This window comes from Micromonospora humi, assembly GCF_900090105.1.
Classification (GTDB): domain Bacteria; phylum Actinomycetota; class Actinomycetes; order Mycobacteriales; family Micromonosporaceae; genus Micromonospora; species Micromonospora humi.
Genome location: NZ_FMDM01000007.1, coordinates 346394 through 364501 on the forward strand (window position 1 = coordinate 346394; position 18108 = coordinate 364501).

The window sequence follows — 18108 nt, forward strand, 5'->3', positions numbered from 1 at the left end:
TCGGCGGCCGGCATGATCGTGGGTGTCTGGTGGGGGCGGCTTGTGGACGACGGCCGCTTGTGGACGGACCCACGATCTTGCCGCCGGTGTGCTAGGTCGGGTGCGATGGCGGACGGTGATCGCGCCGCCGCTCTCGGGACCACATGGGCGGTTTGTGGCTACCAGTTGTGACGCCTCTTTACAGCGGAAGTTGACGTTCCTTACTGTCACGTCGCCGACAGGTACTGAACGGGGGCTCGGGTGGACCTGCGCAAGGCGTTAGCGACATATCGATGCGGTGCCGGCACGACGACGGCCGCACTCCCTTCGACGAACCCACGGTGCGGCCACTGATCACCGCCCCTCCGTGGTGATCCACGCACGTCGACATGGCCTGACCGTCGGCGCGGTGTCGGGCGTCGTCGCCCCTGCCGTACCTGATTGACCCTCACTCACTTTTCCCCGCGTACCGCGCGGGTCCTTCGGTGTGCTCACACACCTGCGCAATGAGGAGTGCTTTGGTGACAAGACGTGGAATCGCCCCCGAGCGGCGCCGTCGCGGCCTCGCCGCGTCGGTCGTCGCACTGGCCCTGGTGGCCGTCGCCGGTCCGACCGCGATGCCGTCGCCGGCCGGGGCGGAACCGGCGGCCCCCGAGCCGGCGGCCGCCCCCGAGGCGCCCGCGCTGAGCGAGGTCGACGCCCTGGCGCAGGCCGGGAAGCTCAAGGCGCCGGTGGAGGTGACGAGCCTCAGGAACGAGCACTCGCGTGTGCTGGCGACCCCGCGGGGCACCCTCGTGCTGGAGACCTACGCGGAGCCGCAGTGGACGAAGGGCCGCGACGGTGGTCCGTGGCGGAAGATCGACACGCGGCTCGAACGGCGGGCCGACGGATCGGTGGCGCCGGTGGCGACGCTGACGGACGTGTCGTTCACCGCCGGCGGCAGCGGCCCGACGATCCGGCTGCCCCTGGCCGAGGGGCAGGTTTCCCTGTCCTGGCCCGCTGACCTGCCGGCACCGACGCTCGACGGTGACACCGCCGTCTACGCCTCGGTGCTGCCGGACGTGGACCTGCGGCTGCGGGCGCTTCGTGACGGGTTCACCTGGGCTCTGGTGGTCAGGTCCGCGCAGGCGGCGGCGAACCCGGCGCTGGACGAGCTGCGCTTCGCGCTGCGTACCACGGGATCGCTCACCAAGCGGTCCCGGTCCGGCGGTGGGTTCGAGGTCGCCGACGGCAACGGTCGTTCCGTGCTGTCCGCTGGCGGAGCCCTGATGTGGGACTCGGCCGGTGTGGCGACGGGCGCCACGGGCCGGGCGGCGGCTGCGTTCGCGGCGCAGGACCGGCGTGACGCGCTGCGGGTGGTGCCGGACCGGGCGCGCAAGGCGGAGATCCCGACCGGGGTCCAGGGCGAGGATCTGGTGATCCGGCCGGACCGGTCGCTGCTGCGCGGCAAGAGCACCGTGTACCCGGTCGTCATCGACCCGTGGAGCACGATCGAGAAGACCCGGTGGGGTTACTCGAGCACCAACGACGCGACCCGCAACGACGGGGTGGCCCGGGTCGGCAAGGACCCTGAGGGATCCGGCACGTACCGCTCCTACTTCTCGTTCAAGCTCACCTCGCTGTCCGGCAAGACGATCCGCGACGCCAAGTTCCTGACCGAGATGACGCACTCGTGGGACTGCGGCAACACGCCGGTGAACCTGTGGCGTACGGCCGACATGGCGACCACCGGCAAGCAGGCCTGGTCCGGGCCGAGCTTCTCCAAGTGGTTGGAGGAGCGTTCGGCGCACGCGCACAAGCCGTCGGGCGGTGCCGGCTGCAGCGACGATCCGCAGCCGGACAAGCCGATGGAGTTCGCGAGCCAGAACGTCATCGACGACATCAGCGCCAACCGGGGCCAGGACATCTACACGCTGGCGCTGTCGATCCGGCAGTCCGACGGAACGTCGGAGTCGACGAGCAACTGGTGGAAGAAGTTCGACCCGGTGCAGACCAAGCTGACGATCGAGTACAACACCAACCCCAACACCCCGACCGCGGCGCAGCTGACGACCCACGCCGGCTACACCGCGCCGGCGCAGCCCTGCGTGACAGGCACGTCGCGGCCTGCGGTGCGCTCGGACTTCCCGTGGCTGAAGGCGACGGTGAGCGACCCGGACGGCAGCGGCGGCGGCAGCCTCGCCGGCGTCTTCACGCTCCAGAAGCTGGTGGGCAGCACCTGGACGAACGTGTCCGGCTGGCCGAAGACCGACTCCGGGGTCGCGCCCGGGGCCAAGGCGGAGCTGCAGTTGACCACGAAGACGGTGAACGGCGAGCTCTACCGGTGGCAGGTGCAGACCAGGGACACGCTGGGCGGGGTGTCGGCGAGCGCGTCACCGTGGTGCGAGTTCTCCATCGACTACTCGGCGCCCGCCTCGACCCCGACCGTCACGGCCGCCGACGGGCTCTACCCGGAGGCGCCACCGCGTGGCACCGATCTGGATTCGCACGGATCGCCAGGCTACTCGGGACGGTTCACGTTCTCGGCCAACGGCGCGGCGGACGTCTACGACTACGTCTACCAGGTCAACGGAGGCCCGGAGATGACGGTGCGGGCAAGCCAGCTGGGCGGCCCGGCGACGGTCTGGATCACGCCGACCGTGCGGCTGGAGAACGTGGTGACCGTGCGCAGCCGCGACCAGGCCGGCAACCCCTCCGCCACGTACGACTACGTCTTCTACGCCGGTGACCCCTCGGCCCCGGTCGCCCACTGGGCGATGGACGAGGGAACCGGCACCACCCTCGCCAACAAGATCGACGGTGGGGCCGCGGCGACGCTGACCCCCACGCCGAAGTGGGCGGACTCCCGAGTGCTGGGCACGCACAAGCAGTCCGGCAAGGACTGGGCGGTCGAACTCGACGGCGTCGACGACCAGGCCGCCACCGCGGGAGCGGTGATCGACACGACGCGCAGCTTCTCCTTCGCGGCGTGGGTGCGGGCCGACGCCGTCGGCGGAGTGGTCGTGGCGCAGGTGGGCGCCAACAAGAGCCCGTTCGAGCTGCAGTACTACCCGACGAAGCAACGCTGGTGTTTCGTCAGCTACGCCTCGGACACCGCCTATGCGGCTTCCACGCCTTCGCCCGCCTGCGCCACCGACCCGGTGCAGCCGGGAGTGTGGGTGCATCTGACGGGCGTCTACGACGCCGGCGCCAGCAGCCAACTCGCCCTCTACGTCAACGGCGTGCGCAAGGGCACCGGTGCGACCAGTGCCGCTCCGTGGTCCGCGACCGGTCCGCTGCTGATCGGCGCCGGGCGCAACGGCGCACCGACCGGATGGGTCAAGGGGGCGATCAGTGAGGTGCGCGTCTGGAACCGGGCGATCGATCCGGACATCGACCTGGTCGGCCTCGTGCGTCCCGTTCGCGTGGGCCAGTGGGAGATGGAGGACGACGACCAGGAGGAACCTCGACAGGCTGGTGACTCGTCCGGCTACCAACACCCGCTGAGCCTCACCGCTTCGCCCTCCGCCCAGTGGACGTCGGACGGCTTCGACTCCATGGGTCTGACCTTCAATGGGTCCGGTGGCGCTGTGTCGGACGGTCCGGTGTTGCGCACCGATCAGTCCTACACGGTCTCGGCGTGGGTACGTTTCACCGGCGGTACCGGCGCGCGGACCGTGATCGCGCAGGACGGTACGAACATCTCCAGTTCGTTCCTGAGCTGTCGTACCGACGCCAACGGTTCCCGGTGGTCGGTGATGGTCCGATCGGGTGACTCGACGGCCGCCTCCGGGTTCTACGTCTACGGCAGCAACTGCGTGGTCAACCAGTGGGCGCACCTCTCCGCTGTGCAGGACGTGACCACCAAGACCATCAGCCTCTACGTCAACGGCTTGCTGGTCAGTCAGAGCACGCCCACCTTCGCGCCGTGGCACGGCGCGGGCGGCCTGTCGGTCGGTCGGGGCAAGTGGGGTGCGCCGACCGACTACTTCAACGGCGACATCGACCGCGTCCAGGTGTGGCAGGGGGCGCTCAGCGCCGCCGAGGTCCAAGCCGTGGCCGCCGGATTCTGACACCGCACCGCATACGTCGATCTCTCGAACGGTTCGGGTGCCACGCGGAGAGCGTGGCGCCCGGACCTCCCAGCAACCTCCCGCGCGAGCCGGTGCGGGGGCGGACACCCGTGACCCTTCGAAGGGACCTGATGAGAACTGCCAGAGCTGGTCGGTCGCACCGCAATCGCGGGCGAATGCCGGCCGTCAACGCCATGAGGAGCGGAACCCGACGGGCCGTCACCATCGGCCTGGTCGCGTTGCTCGCCGCTGCGGTCGGCGGGCAGATTCCCGCCCGGGCGCAGCGCCCGGCCGGGGCTCCCCACCTCGAGCCGCAGCGGTATCCGTCCGCCCCGCTGCACGAGGTCAAGCGGGCCAAGCCGAGCAAGGACACCGGCTCCGCGGACGTGAAGCGACCCGCCCCGGTGTGGCCGAGCACGTCCGCCGCCGAGGTGGCGCTGCCGGCGACCGCCGCCGGCGACCGATCGGCCACAACCGCCGTACGCGCCGGCACCCTTCCGGTGACGGTTCGGCCCGTCGCCGGCTCGCCGACGGCCCGCTCGGCCGCATCCGTCCCCGGCAAGGTGCGGGTGGAGGTGTTGTCGCGCACCGAGACCGCCGCCGCCGGAGTGAACGGTTTGCTCCTGCGGGTGGGCCGCTCCGACGGGACACGATCGGCCGGGCAGGTCGAGATCGGCGTCGACTACGCCGCCTTCGCCTCCGCGTACGGTGCGGACTGGTCGACGCGGCTGCGGCTTGAGCGGCTGCCCGAGTGCGCGCTGACCGCGCCCTCTACCAGGGACTGCGGTCCGGTCGCGTTGGGCTCGCGCAACAACGTCCGCACCCGGACGGTGTCGGCGACCGTTTCGGCGGCCCCGGTGAGCGGGGCGGTGTCATCCGCGGAGGCCAAGCGGCTCGGTGTCGCTCCGGCGGCCGCCAGTGCGGGGACCCTCGTCGCGCTGACCAGCGGTCCCTCCGGCGGTGCGGGTAACTTCACCGCGTCCAGCCTCAGCCCGTCCTCGTCGTGGAGCCAGAGCGGTGCCACGGGCAGCTTCCAGTGGTCCTACCCGATGCGCACGCCGCCGGGGCCGGGTGGGCCTTCGCCCTCGCTCACCGTCGGTTACTCGTCCCAGTCCGTGGATGGCCGGCACGCCGCGTCCAACAACCAGCCGGGCGCCTTCGGTGAGGGCTTCGACTACTCTCCGGGCTTCATCGAACGCCGTTACAAGGCCTGCTCCGACGACATGGGCGGCAACGCCAACAACACGGTCAAGACCGGTGACCTGTGTTGGGGGCCGGACAACGCCGTGATGTCGCTCAACGGCAGCTCCGTGGAACTGCTCAAGGGCAGTGACGGCAAGTGGCACCCGCGCAACGAGGACGGTTCGAAGATCGAGCTGGCCACCACGCCCGCCTACAGCAACGGCGACGACAACAACGAGTACTGGAAGGTCACGACCACCGACGGCACCCAGTACTGGTTCGGCCGCCACCAACTGCCCGGATGGACGACAGGGAAGCCCACGACGAACTCGGTGCTCACCGTCCCGGTCTACGGCAACAACCCGGGTGAGCCCTGCTACGCCGCCACATTCGCCGCCTCTGACTGCAACGACAAACGGCAGGCCTGGCGCTGGAACCTGGACTATGTCCAGGACATCCACGGCAACACCATGTCCTACTGGTGGGCCAAGGAGACCAACTACTACGCCAAGAACAAGGTCACCTCGACTCCGGTCGTCTACGACCGGGCCGGCTACCTGACCCGCATCGACTACGGCAGTGACAACCGGGACAACAACGAGTACGCCGCCTCCTCGCCCTACGTCGAGAACGTCCCCGTTCGCATCGACCTGACGAACATCGACCGCTGCCTGTCCAATTGCACGACCAAGAACGAGACCACCTGGCCGGACACACCGTGGGACCAGGAATGCCTGGCCTCCACCAAGCCCTGCCTGAACGGGTCGCCCACGTTCTGGTCGGCCAAGCGGACCACCGAGGTCCTGACCAAGGTGTGGAAGGGGAGCGCATACCAGAAGGTGGATTCCTGGACGTTCCGGCAGTCCTTCCCGGACCCGGGTGACGGCACCCGCGCCGGCCTGTGGCTCGAGGGCATCACCCACAAGGGCCTCAACGGCGGCACGGTCACCGCGCCGGAGGTGACCTTCGAACGAGTCCAGATGCAGAACCGGGTCGACGCGGCGGGCAGCGACTGGGCCCTCGCCATGAACTGGCACCGGGTCAAGCAGATCAGCCTGGAGACCGGCGGCAAGATCTTCGTCACCTACAGCGACCCGGAGTGCGTCAAGGGCAGCAAGATGCCGTCGAAGAGCGCGTTGGACAGCAATACGCTGCTCTGCTACCCGGTCAGGTGGACGCCGCCGGGTTACACCGACAAGGTCACCGACTTCTTCCACAAGTACGTGGTGAAGGAGGTGCAGCAGATCGACGAGGTCGGCGGCGCGCGGCCGGTGCGCACCGCCTACGACTATCTCAACGACAACGACGAACCGCTGTGGCACTACGAGGACGACACCGGTATCGCTCCGGACGACACCCGTACCTGGTCGCAGTGGCGGGGATACCCGACGGTCGTCACCTACCTCGGTGAGGGCGTCGACCGCACCAAGACCGAGACCCTGTACTTCCGCGGCATGTACGGCGACAAGCTCGCCGCGGGCGGGACCCGCACCACAAAGGTGCAGGGCAGGGAGGGTGGTCCGGCCAACGACTACGAGCACTTCGCGGGCAGCCCTCGGGAGACCATCACCTGGCTCGGCGCCACCGTCCTCGCCGCCACCGTCACCGACATGTGGCGCTCCGACCCGCCCACCGCCACGCGTTCCGGCACACCCGTCGCGGAGGCCCGGTACGCCCGGATCGGCGCGACGCACGCCCGCGGGACAACCGACGGCGGTATCCAGCGGACCACGACCACCACCAGCTATGACGAATACGGCATGCCGACCGACGTCGAGGACGGCGGGGACGACAGCAAGACCGGCGACGAAGCATGCGTGAAGACCGAGTACAGCCGTAACACCACGAAGTGGTTGCTCGACCCGGTGCGGCGGACGCACGGCTGGGTCGGCGGGTGCGGCACCACTCCCACCGCGGAGAACCAGATCACCGCGGACACCCGCTTCAGCTTCGACTCGCAGGCGTACGGTGCGGCGCCGACCAGCGGTCTGGCGACCGCGGTGGAAACGATCACGGGCTTCAGCGGCGGAACCCGGACGTACAAGAAGGTGTCTTCGGCCACCTACGACGCCTACGGGCGGGTCGACGCGAGCTTCGACATCGCCGGGGAGAAGACCGACACGGACTACGTGCCGGCGTCCGGCGGGCCGGTCACGCAGGTGATCACCACGAACCCGCTCTTGTGGAAGAGCACCGTCGATCTCGACCCCGCCTTCGGTGTGCCGGTGAAGATCACCGATCCCAACAATCGGGTGACCGAGGTCACCTACGACGCCGCGGGGCGCACCACCGCGGTCTGGCTGCCCAACCGTGACCGCGCCATCTACGGGTCGGCGCCCTCGAACAGCTACAGCTACACCCTGTCCAGGTCGCAGCCCTCGTTCATCACCACCAAGGCGTTGAACGCCGGCGGCGGCACCGACACCTCCTACCTTCTTCTCGACGGTCTGGGCCGCCCCCGGCAGGCACAGGAGCCGGCGTACGGCAGTGGCCGGATCCTGGCCGACACCTTCTACGACGCCGCCGGCCGCATCTACAAGGAGAACGCCGCCTACTTCGACGCCGGCGCCATCGACACCACCATCATCAAGTTCCGCGACGACAAGGACGTGCCCAGCCAGACCAAGACCCTGTACGACACGGCCGGCCGCCCGATCCACTCGCTCCTCCTCGGCACCAACGCCGGCGTGCAGGTGGAGAAGGCCCGGACCTCCACGACCTACCACGGCGATCACACCACCGTGACGCCGCCGACGGGTGACGCGGCCACCACGGTGTGGACGGACCTGTACGGCCGGACCGAGAAGCTCTGGCAGTACCACGGTCCCACCGCGACCGGGACCTACGACGAAACCAGCTACACCTACCACCCGGTGGGGCAGTTGGCGACCGTCAAGGACCCGTCCGGCAACACCTGGTCCTACTCCTACGACATCCAGGGCCGGCCCACCTCCACCACCGACCCGGACACCGGCATCTCGACCAGCAAGTACAACGACCTGGGCGAGCTGGAGCGGACCACCGACGCCCGCCCCGACACCCCGGACATCTGGTACACCTACGACAGGATGGGGCGGCCACTGACCACCCGGGAGGGCAGCCTCACCGGCCCGAAGCGGACCGAGTTCACCTACGACTCGCCGATCAAGGGCGCGATGAAGTCGTCCTCACGCTGGATCGGCGCGGAGGAGTATCGCAACGAACTGGTCTCGGTCGACAAGATGGACCGGCCCACCCAGACCAAGCTGACGCTGCCCTCCTCGCAGGCAGGCTTCTGTGGCATCGGCGCGGTCACCTGCACCTTCACTTCCAAAGCCAGCTTCCTTGCCGACGGATCGCCCAACACCCGCACCCTCCCTGCGGCCGGCGGACTCAGCGAAGAGGTCCTCAATTACCAGTACGACAGCACCTACGCCCTGCTGGACAAGCTCGCGACCAACTACGGCGATGCCAGCTACTACGCGATCGAGTCCAAGTACACGAGCCTGCACGAACTGAGCATCATCACCCGCTCCACCCAGCTGACCGGCACGAAGTCCGTCAAGACGCAGGACACGTTCGATCCGGCCACCGGCCGGGTCACGAACAGTTCGCTCCAGCGCTCGACCGGGCCCGTTCCGGTCGCGAACACCTCCTACGAGTACGACGCGAGCGGCAACCTTCTCAAGATCGATGACAATTCGGTCGCAAGACCGCGTGACACCCAGTGCTTCGCCTACGACCACCAACGCCGCCTGACCGAGGCCTGGACGCCGGCCTCCTACGACTGCGGCGCGAAGCCGCAGGCGGAGTCGGAACTGGGCGGGCCGGCACCGTACTGGCAGCAGTGGTCGTTCGGCGCTGCGGACCACCCGCAGGGGCGCGTCGGTAACCGCCTGACCCAGGTCGAGCGCGGCACGCCGACCGGCACGGTCACCACCTCCTACTCCTACCCGGCGGCCAAGGCGGCGCAGCCGCACCGGCTCGACGGTTGGAGCAGGACCGACAACACCGGCACGACCACCGGTTCGTACACCTATGACGAAGCCGGCAACATGAAGACCCGCCCCGGAAAGTCGGGGCAGCAGACCATGAGCTGGGACGTCGAGGGACACCTGACCTCGGTGACGGACAGCGCCGGGAGCAACTCCTACATCTACGACGCCAGCGGCAACCGGCTCATCGCCACCGACCCCACCGGCAGCACGCTGTTCCTCGGCGACCAGGAGGTGCGCAAGAACGGCACCAACGGCCAGGTGAGCGCCATCCGCTACTACGGGTTCAACGGCGAGGTCATCGCCCAACGCACCGTCACCGGCATCACCTGGTTGGCCAGCGACCACCAGGGGACCTCCCAGGTCAGCATCACCAACGACACCAACCAGACCATCACCCAACGCCGCCAGACGCCCTACGGCGCTCCGCGCGGCGCCGCGGTCACCTGGCCGAACCAACAGGGGTTCCTCGGCGGCTACCAGGACCCCACCGGTCTGACGCACCTGGGCGCCCGGGAGTACGACCCGTCCATCGGCCGGTTCGTTTCCGCCGACCCGATCAACGACCCCGGCAACCCACAGCAGATGCAGGCGTACGCCTACGCCTCCAACAACCCCACCACCTACGCCGACCCCAGCGGCGAGATCATCCCCGAGTACGCAGGGATCGACACCCCCAAGGGCCTCTGCCCGCGCACCATCGACGGATACGCCTGCCAGGACGTTGTCGAAAAGTACAAGCCACAGTCGACCCGTCGTGACAAGGGCCTGGTCAACAACAAGGTGCTTCACGACGCGGCGGGGGTGGTGTCCTGGGTGCCGGTCCTCGGCACGGGAGCCGACGCGGCCGATGCCGCTCTCTATCTCCACGAAGGCGACACGAAGTCGGCCATCATCACGATGGCCCCGGGCCCGCCGGTCTGCAAGTTCGCGAAGCGGGCTTGCAAGTGGGTCAGTGAGCAGCTCGGCAGAAAGGCGGAGAAGAAGGCCGCCCAGACCTTGAGCAAGGAGGCGTTGGAACGCCTCACGCCCAAGATCAACCCGCGCCAGGAGTTGGCCGAGATGGCCATGCTCAAGGCCGAGGCACGGGCCAAGGACCTCGCGAAGGTCAAGCCGAAGGCTCCGCCCGCTCCCGCGAAGAAGCCGGACCCGGGCACGAAGGGCAAGCCCGCAACCAAGAACACCGACGCGCCGCCGGAGAAGTCGTGCAAGCACAGCTTCGCCGCCGACACCCCCGTCCTGATGGCGGACGGGGAGAGCAAGCCGATAGCGGAGGTCGCCGAAGGTGAGGAGGTCATCGCCCACGATCCCGAGACAGGTGCCACCAGCGCGGAGCCCGTCGACGCCGTCCACGTCAACGAGGACGAGGCGCTGACCAATCTCTCGGTCCGCGACGGTGACGGCGAGTTCGTCACCCTGCACACGACGCAGCACCACCCCTTCTGGAGCGAGAGCCGCGACCGGTGGGTCGAAGCAGTGGAGCTCCAGCCGACGGAGGAGTTGCTGTCGCCGGACGGGGTCGCCGTCACGGTGGCGAAGGTCGACAACTTCAGCGGGCAGCGCACGATGCGCGACCTCACCGTCCGCGGCGTCCACACGTACTATGTGATGGCCGGTGGCACGCCGGTGCTGGTGCACAACTGTGGTGGATCGATCAATCCGGGTCTGGTGCGATTCTCGCAGGACACGGTCAGCCCGCGCTTCAGCACTGGAGAGACTATTGAGCAAACGGCGGCTGCCCTGCGCTCTGGTTACACTAAGCCGACCGATCTCCCGCCCGTGCGTCTGACCGTAAGAGACGGCCAGGTCTATTCACTCGACAACCGGAGGCTGGTGGCCTTCCAGAAGGCAGGCATTCAAATGCCCTTCCGCATGGCTACACCAGAAGAGGCGGCGAGTGAAGCATGGAAATTCACCACCAAAAATGAAGGACGGTCGATCGTGATCAACTATTTCGATCCGGTGGAGTGGGCTCCATGAACTGGCCTGATGAGGAATTGAACTCCATTGTGACCCGTGAGGATCTCGCTCATTACCTGGTGCAACTCGCGGCGAAGATCGACGACGGGCGGATCTCTGTCGAAAACTCAACGACCAGCGCATTCTTGGACTCTGCCGGGCGCTGGACGAATTCGATGGATGGGTTCTTCGATAACGTCATGAAAGAGCCGGTGCCCGATCTCCCTGATTGGGCCATGATTGCTGCGATCTTCCGCGCGGCGCTGGTATACGAATAGGCCATGAAGAATTAACTCACGGGAGCGCGTGGAATTCTCGTGGTTGGTGTAGTGCGGAGCGGTGCCATCGCCGAGTGTGCTGGCACCGCTCCATCGTGCATTCGGCGAAGCGACAAGCCTGTGTCGGTGGTAGATGGGTGGGCCGCCCGAGGTTCTGACCGTGTGCCTCTATGTGATCGCCGATCTGCTTCGACGGCTGACCGCCCCCCACCGCCACGAGAAGTATCGAATGAGCGCGCGACAGCCGCTGCGAGCTGATCTGCCAGCCCGACTGGCCCGAATGGCGTCGCTGGTGGCGGTCGCATACCGTGCCGGTCGTGGACGGACGACGCAGCTACCCTGAGGATCAGCAGGAACCGCGGTGGGGCGACCGCGGGTACGAGTCGGACTGGCGCGCCACCGGCGAGCCGCGCTACCGCGACGACGACTACCGCGCCCCGGAGCAGCGCGCCGGCGAGAGTCGCTACGGCGCGTACTCCGCGGCCGACCCGCTCGTCGACGACACCAGTGGCTGGCGGTCGCAGCGCCCGGACGACCCGGAGGTCTCCGGTGAGCTGCCCGGCCGCGCCGGTCGCCGGGCGGCCCGTGAGGCCGCCGGTGGTGAGGACATCGTGTCCCGCAGCGGCGTCGACGCGCTCGGCACGGCGTCGCGCGGGGCGGCGAACCCGTCGGCCGGCGTGGCCGATCCGCTCACCGGTGCCCGTGGCGGCACCGACCCGTACGGGCTCGGGGCGCGGGGCGCCGACGCCCTCGCCGGGAGCGCCGATCCGGCCCGCCCCGGTCCGCTGGGCGGCTACCCGATCGTGGACACCGGCCGGTCGGCCGAGCCCGCCACGTCCGGTGGGACGCAGATCTCGCTGGGGGGCCGGACCGGTCCCGGCGCGGCCACGCCGTTGACGGTGGGGGAGCGGCCGACCGGCCCGGCGGACCCGGCGGCGCCGGTGAACCCGTTGGAGATGCCGACCGGCCCGATGCCGGCGCTGGTTCCCCGTCCGGACACACCGTCGCCGGGTGACGGCGTCTACCGGACCCGGCGTCCGGCGCTGGCGGTGCTGCTGGCGGCGCTGGTGCTGGTGCTGGAGGTGCCGGCGGTGCGGGTGTTGCTGCACGGGCTGGTCGGGGACCCGGTGTCGACGTCGCACGTCGTGGTGGGCACGTTCCTGGTGGTCGGCCTGCCGATCTTCGGCGCCGGGCTGTACGGGCTGCGCACCGGCGGGCTGGCGCTCGCCGACGGCAGCCGGGGTTGGCTGCGTCCGCCGACCGCCTACCTGACCGTCGGTCTGGTGCTTTTCGTCGCCGCCGCCCTCGCGGCCCGCTGACCCGGAAGCGGCCCCGGGCCCGCTTGATCCACACCGGTACGCCGAGGTGGCGGCATCCCCGCCGCCGTGATGCCGTCACCTCCCCGAGCTGGAGTGGATCAAGCCGCCCCCCAGGCGAGCCTGGAGTAGATCAAGGGGGACCGTGCACCCCGGGGCCGAGGTGCGGAGACGGCGCGTACACTTGTCAACTGGCGACCGCCTCGCGCGGTCGACCTCGCGTGCCCTCTCCACGATCATTCCGTGGGGCGACGGCCTCCCTGGTCCCGGTTCTTCACCCGGGCCCACCCTGGCCGGCGACCGGGCGCCAGGCGTCCGGCCGCCGGCCGGACGGACAACCAGGGACAAAGTAGGAGTACCCACCATGGCCGTCGTGACCATGCGTCAGCTGCTGGAGAGCGGTGTGCACTTCGGGCACCAGACCCGGCGCTGGAACCCGAAGATGAAGCGCTTCATCTTCACCGAGCGCAACGGTATCTACATCATCGACCTGCGCCAGACCCTCGACTACATCGAGAAGGCGTACGAGTTCATCCGCACCACCGTCGCGGGCGGCGGCAGCATCCTGTTCGTCGGCACCAAGAAGCAGGCCCAGGAGGCCATCGCCGAGCAGGCGACCCGGGTCGGCCAGCCGTACGTCAACCACCGCTGGCTCGGTGGCATGCTGACCAACTTCCAGACCGTGTACAAGCGGCTCCAGCGGATGAAGGAGCTGGAGGCCCTGGGTGACCTGAGCGGCACCGCCGCCGGTTACACCAAGAAGGAGACCCTCCAGCTCTCCCGCGAGAAGATCAAGCTGACCCGCACCCTCGGTGGCCTGCGGGACATGCAGAAGCTTCCGGCCGCGGTCTGGATCGTCGACACCAAGAAGGAGCACATCGCCGTCGACGAGGCCCGCAAGCTGGGCATCCCGGTGATCGCGGTGCTCGACACCAACTGCGACCCGGACGAGGTCGACTTCCCGATCCCGGGCAACGACGACGCCATCCGCTCGGCCGAGCTGCTGACCAAGGTCGTCGCCGCCGCCGTCGCCGACGGTCTGATCGCCCGTTCCGGCCGTAACCGGGGCGGCGACGAGAAGCCCGAGGCGGGCCAGGTCGGCGCCGACGAGCCGCTGGCCGAGTGGGAGCGCGAGCTGCTCGAGGAGCCGAAGAAGGCCGACGAGCAGCCCGCCGCCGCCGAGCAGCCGGCCGCCGAGCAGCCCGCCGCCGCCGAGGAGCCGAAGAAGGCCACCGAGCAGCCGGCGACCGCCGCCGCCGAGTGATCTCGCCGTCGCGCCCCCACCGTCCGGGTTCCCGGGCGGTGGGGCGCGACGGGTACGCCGGGCAGCACCGGCCCGGAACGGGTAAGCAGCACCCCAGACCACCTCACTGACACCGAAGAGAGAGTCATGTCCAACTTCACCGCCGCGGACGTCAAGAAGCTCCGGGACCTCACCGGCGCCGGCATGATGGACTCCAAGAAGGCGCTGACCGAGGCCGAGGGCGACTTCGACAAGGCCGTCGAGATCCTGCGCGTCAAGGGTGCCAAGGATGTCGGCAAGCGGGCCGGCCGCACCGCGGCCAACGGTCTCGTCGCCCACTCCGGCCAGGCGCTGCTCGAGCTCAACTGCGAGACCGACTTCGTCGCCAAGAACGACGCCTTCATCGCGCTGGCCCAGCAGCTCGTCGAGCACGGCGTGACCAGCGGCGCCACCAACGCCGAGGAGCTGCTCGCCAGCAGCATCGACGGCAAGAGCGTGGCCGACCTGATCCAGGAGCAGTCCGCCAAGATCGGCGAGAAGCTGGTGCTCAACCGCTTCGCCAAGCTCGACGGCACCACCGCCGTCTACCTGCACCGCAAGAGCCAGGACCTGCCCCCGGCGGTCGGCGTGCTGGTGCAGTTCTCCGGCAAGACCGACGAGGCGGCCGACGCGGACGCCCGTGGCGTCGCGATGCAGATCGCCGCCATGCGCCCGAAGTACCTCACCCGGGACGAGGTGCCCGCCGAGACGGTCGAGTCCGAGCGGCGCATCGCCGAGCAGACCGCCCGCGAGGAGAACAAGCCCGAGGCGGCGCTGCCGAAGATCGTCGAGGGTCGGGTCAACTCCTTCTTCAAGGACTTCGTCCTGCTGGAGCAGGCGGCGGTCGCCGACAACAAGAAGACCGTCAAGCAGGTGCTGGCCGAGGCCGGCATCGAGGTGACCCGCTTCGTGCGGTTCGAGGTCGGCCAGGCCTGAGCCGCCGCCCGGGCCGCTGGGCCCGGGCGCAGGGGGAACGTGGACGAGGAGGCCGCAGGTGTACGCGACAGGCACCGCGGCCTCCTCGTCACATAGGGTCGGCAGGGGCAGTTACGCGATGCCCGCGCGTTGCGCGGGGAGAAGGGGCGGGGCGGATGACGCAGGTTGTGAGTGACCGGAGCCTGGCGGAGGACGACCCGACCGCCCCTCCGCCCGGTCGGTCCCGCCGGGTGGTGCTGAAGCTCTCCGGTGAGGTCTTCGGCGGCGGCGCGATCGGCGTCGACCCGGACGTCGTGCAGGGCATCGCCCGGCAGATCGCCACCGTGGTCCGCCGCGGCGTGCAGGTCTCCGTGGTGGTCGGCGGCGGCAACTTCTTCCGCGGCGCCGAGCTGCAGAAGCGCGGCATGGACCGGGCCCGCGCCGACTACATGGGCATGCTGGGCACGGTGATGAACTGCCTGGCGTTGCAGGACTTCCTGGAGAAGGAGGGCATCGAGACCCGGGTGCAGAGCGCCATCACCATGGCCCAGGTCGCCGAGCCCTACATCCCGCTGCGCGCGATCCGGCACCTGGAGAAGGGCCGTGTGGTGATCTTCGGCGCGGGCGCCGGGATGCCCTACTTCTCCACCGACACGGTGGCCGCCCAGCGGGCGCTGGAGATCCGCGCGGACGTGGTGCTGATGAGCAAGAACGGCGTGGACGCGGTCTACACCGCCGACCCCCGGATCGACCCGACCGCGAGCAAGCTCGACTCGATCACCTTCTCCGAGGTGCTGCGCCGCAACCTGCGGGTGGCCGACGCCGCCGCGTTCAGCCTCTGCATGGAGAACGGCCTGCCGATGCTGGTCTTCGGCGCGCAGGGCGACGACACCATCGTCCGGGCCGTCGGCGGTGAGAAGATCGGCACGCTGATCACCGCCTGACGCGGTCCCGCCGGACCGGCAGCGGTCCTCTGCCACAGCCTGAGAGCACAGCCCACGACGAGCGACAGAAGGAGGCGAGGAGACCGGTGATCGACGACACCCTCCTCGAGGCGGAGGAGAAGATGGAGCGTGCCATCGAGCACGCCAGGGAGGAATTCGGCGGGATCCGCACCGGTCGCGCCAACGCCGCCATGTTCTCCCGGATCGTCATCGACTACTACGGCAGCCCGACCCCGCTGCCGCAGATGGCGTCCATCGCGGTGCCCGAGCCGCGCATGGTGATCATCAAGCCGTACGACAACTCGCAGCTGAACGCCATGGAGAAGGCGATCCGCGACTCGGACCTCGGGGTCAACCCGAACAACGAGGGCAACCAGTTGCGCATCCTGCTGCCGCAGATGACCGAGGAGCGGCGGCGGGACATGATCAAGGTCGCCCGGCAGAAGGGCGAGGAGGCCAAGGTCGCCGTCCGCAACATCCGCCGCAAGGCCAAGGAAGAGCTGGACCGCCTGGTCAAGGACGGCGAGGTCGGCGAGGACGAGGGTCGGCGCGCGGAGAAGGACCTGGACGACCTGACCCAGCGCTTCGTCGCCACCGTGGACGAGATGATCAAGCACAAGGAGAGCGAGCTGCTCGAGGTCTGAGCGGCCCGCGTACTCCACACGGCACCGCGCCGCCGCCGCCCGGCATCCGGGCGGCGGCCCGGTGCCGTCGTCGTGCCCGGCCGGCGTCCACCCTCGCCGCCTCCCGGGTGCAGTAGGCTCGGCACGATTCGGCGACCACCACCGGGTGAACGGCGGGAGTCGCCCGGCCGTCGGCCGCTCAACAGGAAGTCTCACGCCGGTAGGGGATGGTCTTGGTCTTGCGTCATGTGGTGGCTTCCGTACCGTCTGCCGGTGCGTGATGTCCCACCCCGACCCCTACGGCAGCACCGAGCCGCGTGGCTGGGACCGTCCGGCCCCGGCCCTGCCCTGGCCGGAGACCGACCTGGAGCCCGGCCCGTGGCAGCGGCCCGCTCCCGGCCCGGACGCCTGGCCCGCCGACGCCGGGGCGTACACCCGGCCGGTTGACCGGGAGGCGTACGCCCGCCCGGACACGGACCCCTACCCCGGCGGTCCGCGGCCCCACGACGGACCGCCGCCCGGCGGTCGCGGCCCGCGCGGCGTCGACCGCCCCGACGGGTACGACCGACCGGACGACGAGTTCCCCACCGCGCAGATCGCGCCGGTGCGGGACGAGCCGACCGACCACCTCCCGGCGGTACGCGACGAGCCGGCGCCCGAGCCGCCGTCCGGTCGCCGGTCGAAGGGGCGTCGCCGGGCGAGCGCCGAGCGCCCGCCGACCACCGCACCCCGTTCGTCGAAGGCGGGGCGCAACCTGCCCGCGGCGATCGGCGTCGGGCTGGGTCTCGGCGCGGCGATCGTGGTGCCGCTCTTCTTCTTCCTGCCGGCGTTCCTCGCCGTGCTGGCCGCCGCCGTGGCGATCGGCACCTGGGAGATGGCCCGGGCGGTCCGTCGCAGCGGCGCCCACCCGCCGCTGGTGCCGCTGGTGGCCGGCGGGGTGATCATGGTCGGCCTGGCCTGGTTCGCCGGCCCGGACGCGCTCTGCCTCGGGCTGCTGGTGACCGTGCTGGGCACGATGATCTGGCGGCTGGGCGACGGCCCCGGCAACTACCAGCGTGACCTCACCGCGGCCACGCTGATCGTCGTCTACGTGCCGTTCCTCGCCGGTTTCGCGGCCCTGCTCGCGGCCGCGCCCGACGACGGTCACCTGCGGGTGCTGGTCACGCTGGTGGCCGTGGTGCTCTCCGACACCGGCGGGTACGCCGCCGGGGTGGCCTTCGGCAAGCGCCCGATGGCCCCGAAGATCAGCCCGAAGAAGTCCTGGGAGGGCTTCGCCGGTTCGGTCACCGCCGCCGCGGTGGGCAGCGCCCTGCTGCTGTGGCTGCTGTTCGAGGTGGCCCCGTGGTGGGGTGCGTTGTTCGGGGTGGCGATCTCCTGCGCCGCGGTGCTCGGCGACCTCGCCGAGTCGATGATCAAGCGGGACCTGGGCGTCAAGGACATGAGCAACCTGCTTCCCGGTCACGGTGGCCTGATGGACCGGCTCGACTCCATCCTGTTCGCGGTGCCGACGGCATACCTGCTGCTCGCGGTGTTCGTGCCGGTGGTGGGCTGAGGCATGGATCACCTGCGCGAAGCGGGGCCAACCGGCCGGTCGGGGGCGATTC

General features: G+C 69.7%; 9 protein-coding genes. All 9 read left to right on the forward strand.

Features of this window, described 5'->3' with window-relative positions:
- Positions 1-500 precede the first annotated feature (500 nt).
- The 9 genes from GA0070213_RS16590 (at position 501) to GA0070213_RS16630 (ending at position 18056) form a co-directional block, all read left to right on the forward strand.
- Positions 501-4031, forward strand: a complete 3531-nt coding sequence (locus tag GA0070213_RS16590) for a LamG domain-containing protein (RefSeq protein ID WP_139128684.1) — start codon at positions 501-503, stop codon at positions 4029-4031.
- Between the two features lie 239 nt (positions 4032-4270).
- Positions 4271-11167 carry an RHS repeat-associated core domain-containing protein gene (locus tag GA0070213_RS16595; protein ID WP_139128685.1) on the forward strand — a complete coding sequence of 2299 codons (6897 nt, stop codon included), beginning with the start codon at positions 4271-4273 and terminating at the stop codon, positions 11165-11167.
- Positions 11164-11424, forward strand: a complete 261-nt coding sequence (locus tag GA0070213_RS16600; RefSeq protein ID WP_091064484.1) for a DUF7660 family protein — start codon at positions 11164-11166, stop codon at positions 11422-11424. Before GA0070213_RS16595 ends, GA0070213_RS16600 begins: the two co-directional genes overlap by 4 nt.
- A 308-nt stretch (positions 11425-11732) precedes the next feature.
- Entirely contained in the window at positions 11733-12743 is a 1011-nt protein-coding gene (locus tag GA0070213_RS16605) for a hypothetical protein (RefSeq protein ID WP_091064261.1), read from the forward strand.
- A gap of 361 nt (positions 12744-13104) precedes the next feature.
- Entirely contained in the window at positions 13105-14004 is a 900-nt protein-coding gene (rpsB, locus tag GA0070213_RS16610; protein ID WP_091064264.1) for a 30S ribosomal protein S2, read from the forward strand.
- 126 nt (positions 14005-14130) lie between these two features.
- A complete protein-coding gene (gene tsf, locus GA0070213_RS16615) occupies positions 14131-14958 on the forward strand; it encodes a translation elongation factor Ts (RefSeq protein WP_091064266.1) in 828 nt (275 codons plus the stop codon).
- A gap of 155 nt (positions 14959-15113) precedes the next feature.
- Positions 15114-15881 carry a UMP kinase gene (gene pyrH, locus GA0070213_RS16620; protein WP_091064271.1) on the forward strand — a complete coding sequence of 256 codons (768 nt, stop codon included), beginning with the start codon at positions 15114-15116 and terminating at the stop codon, positions 15879-15881.
- 86 nt (positions 15882-15967) lie between these two features.
- Positions 15968-16525 carry a ribosome recycling factor gene (gene frr / locus GA0070213_RS16625; protein ID WP_091064274.1) on the forward strand — a complete coding sequence of 186 codons (558 nt, stop codon included), beginning with the start codon at positions 15968-15970 and terminating at the stop codon, positions 16523-16525.
- Between the two features lie 259 nt (positions 16526-16784).
- Positions 16785-18056 carry a phosphatidate cytidylyltransferase gene (locus tag GA0070213_RS16630; RefSeq protein WP_091064279.1) on the forward strand — a complete coding sequence of 424 codons (1272 nt, stop codon included), beginning with the start codon at positions 16785-16787 and terminating at the stop codon, positions 18054-18056.
- Positions 18057-18108: the final 52 nt, after the last annotated feature.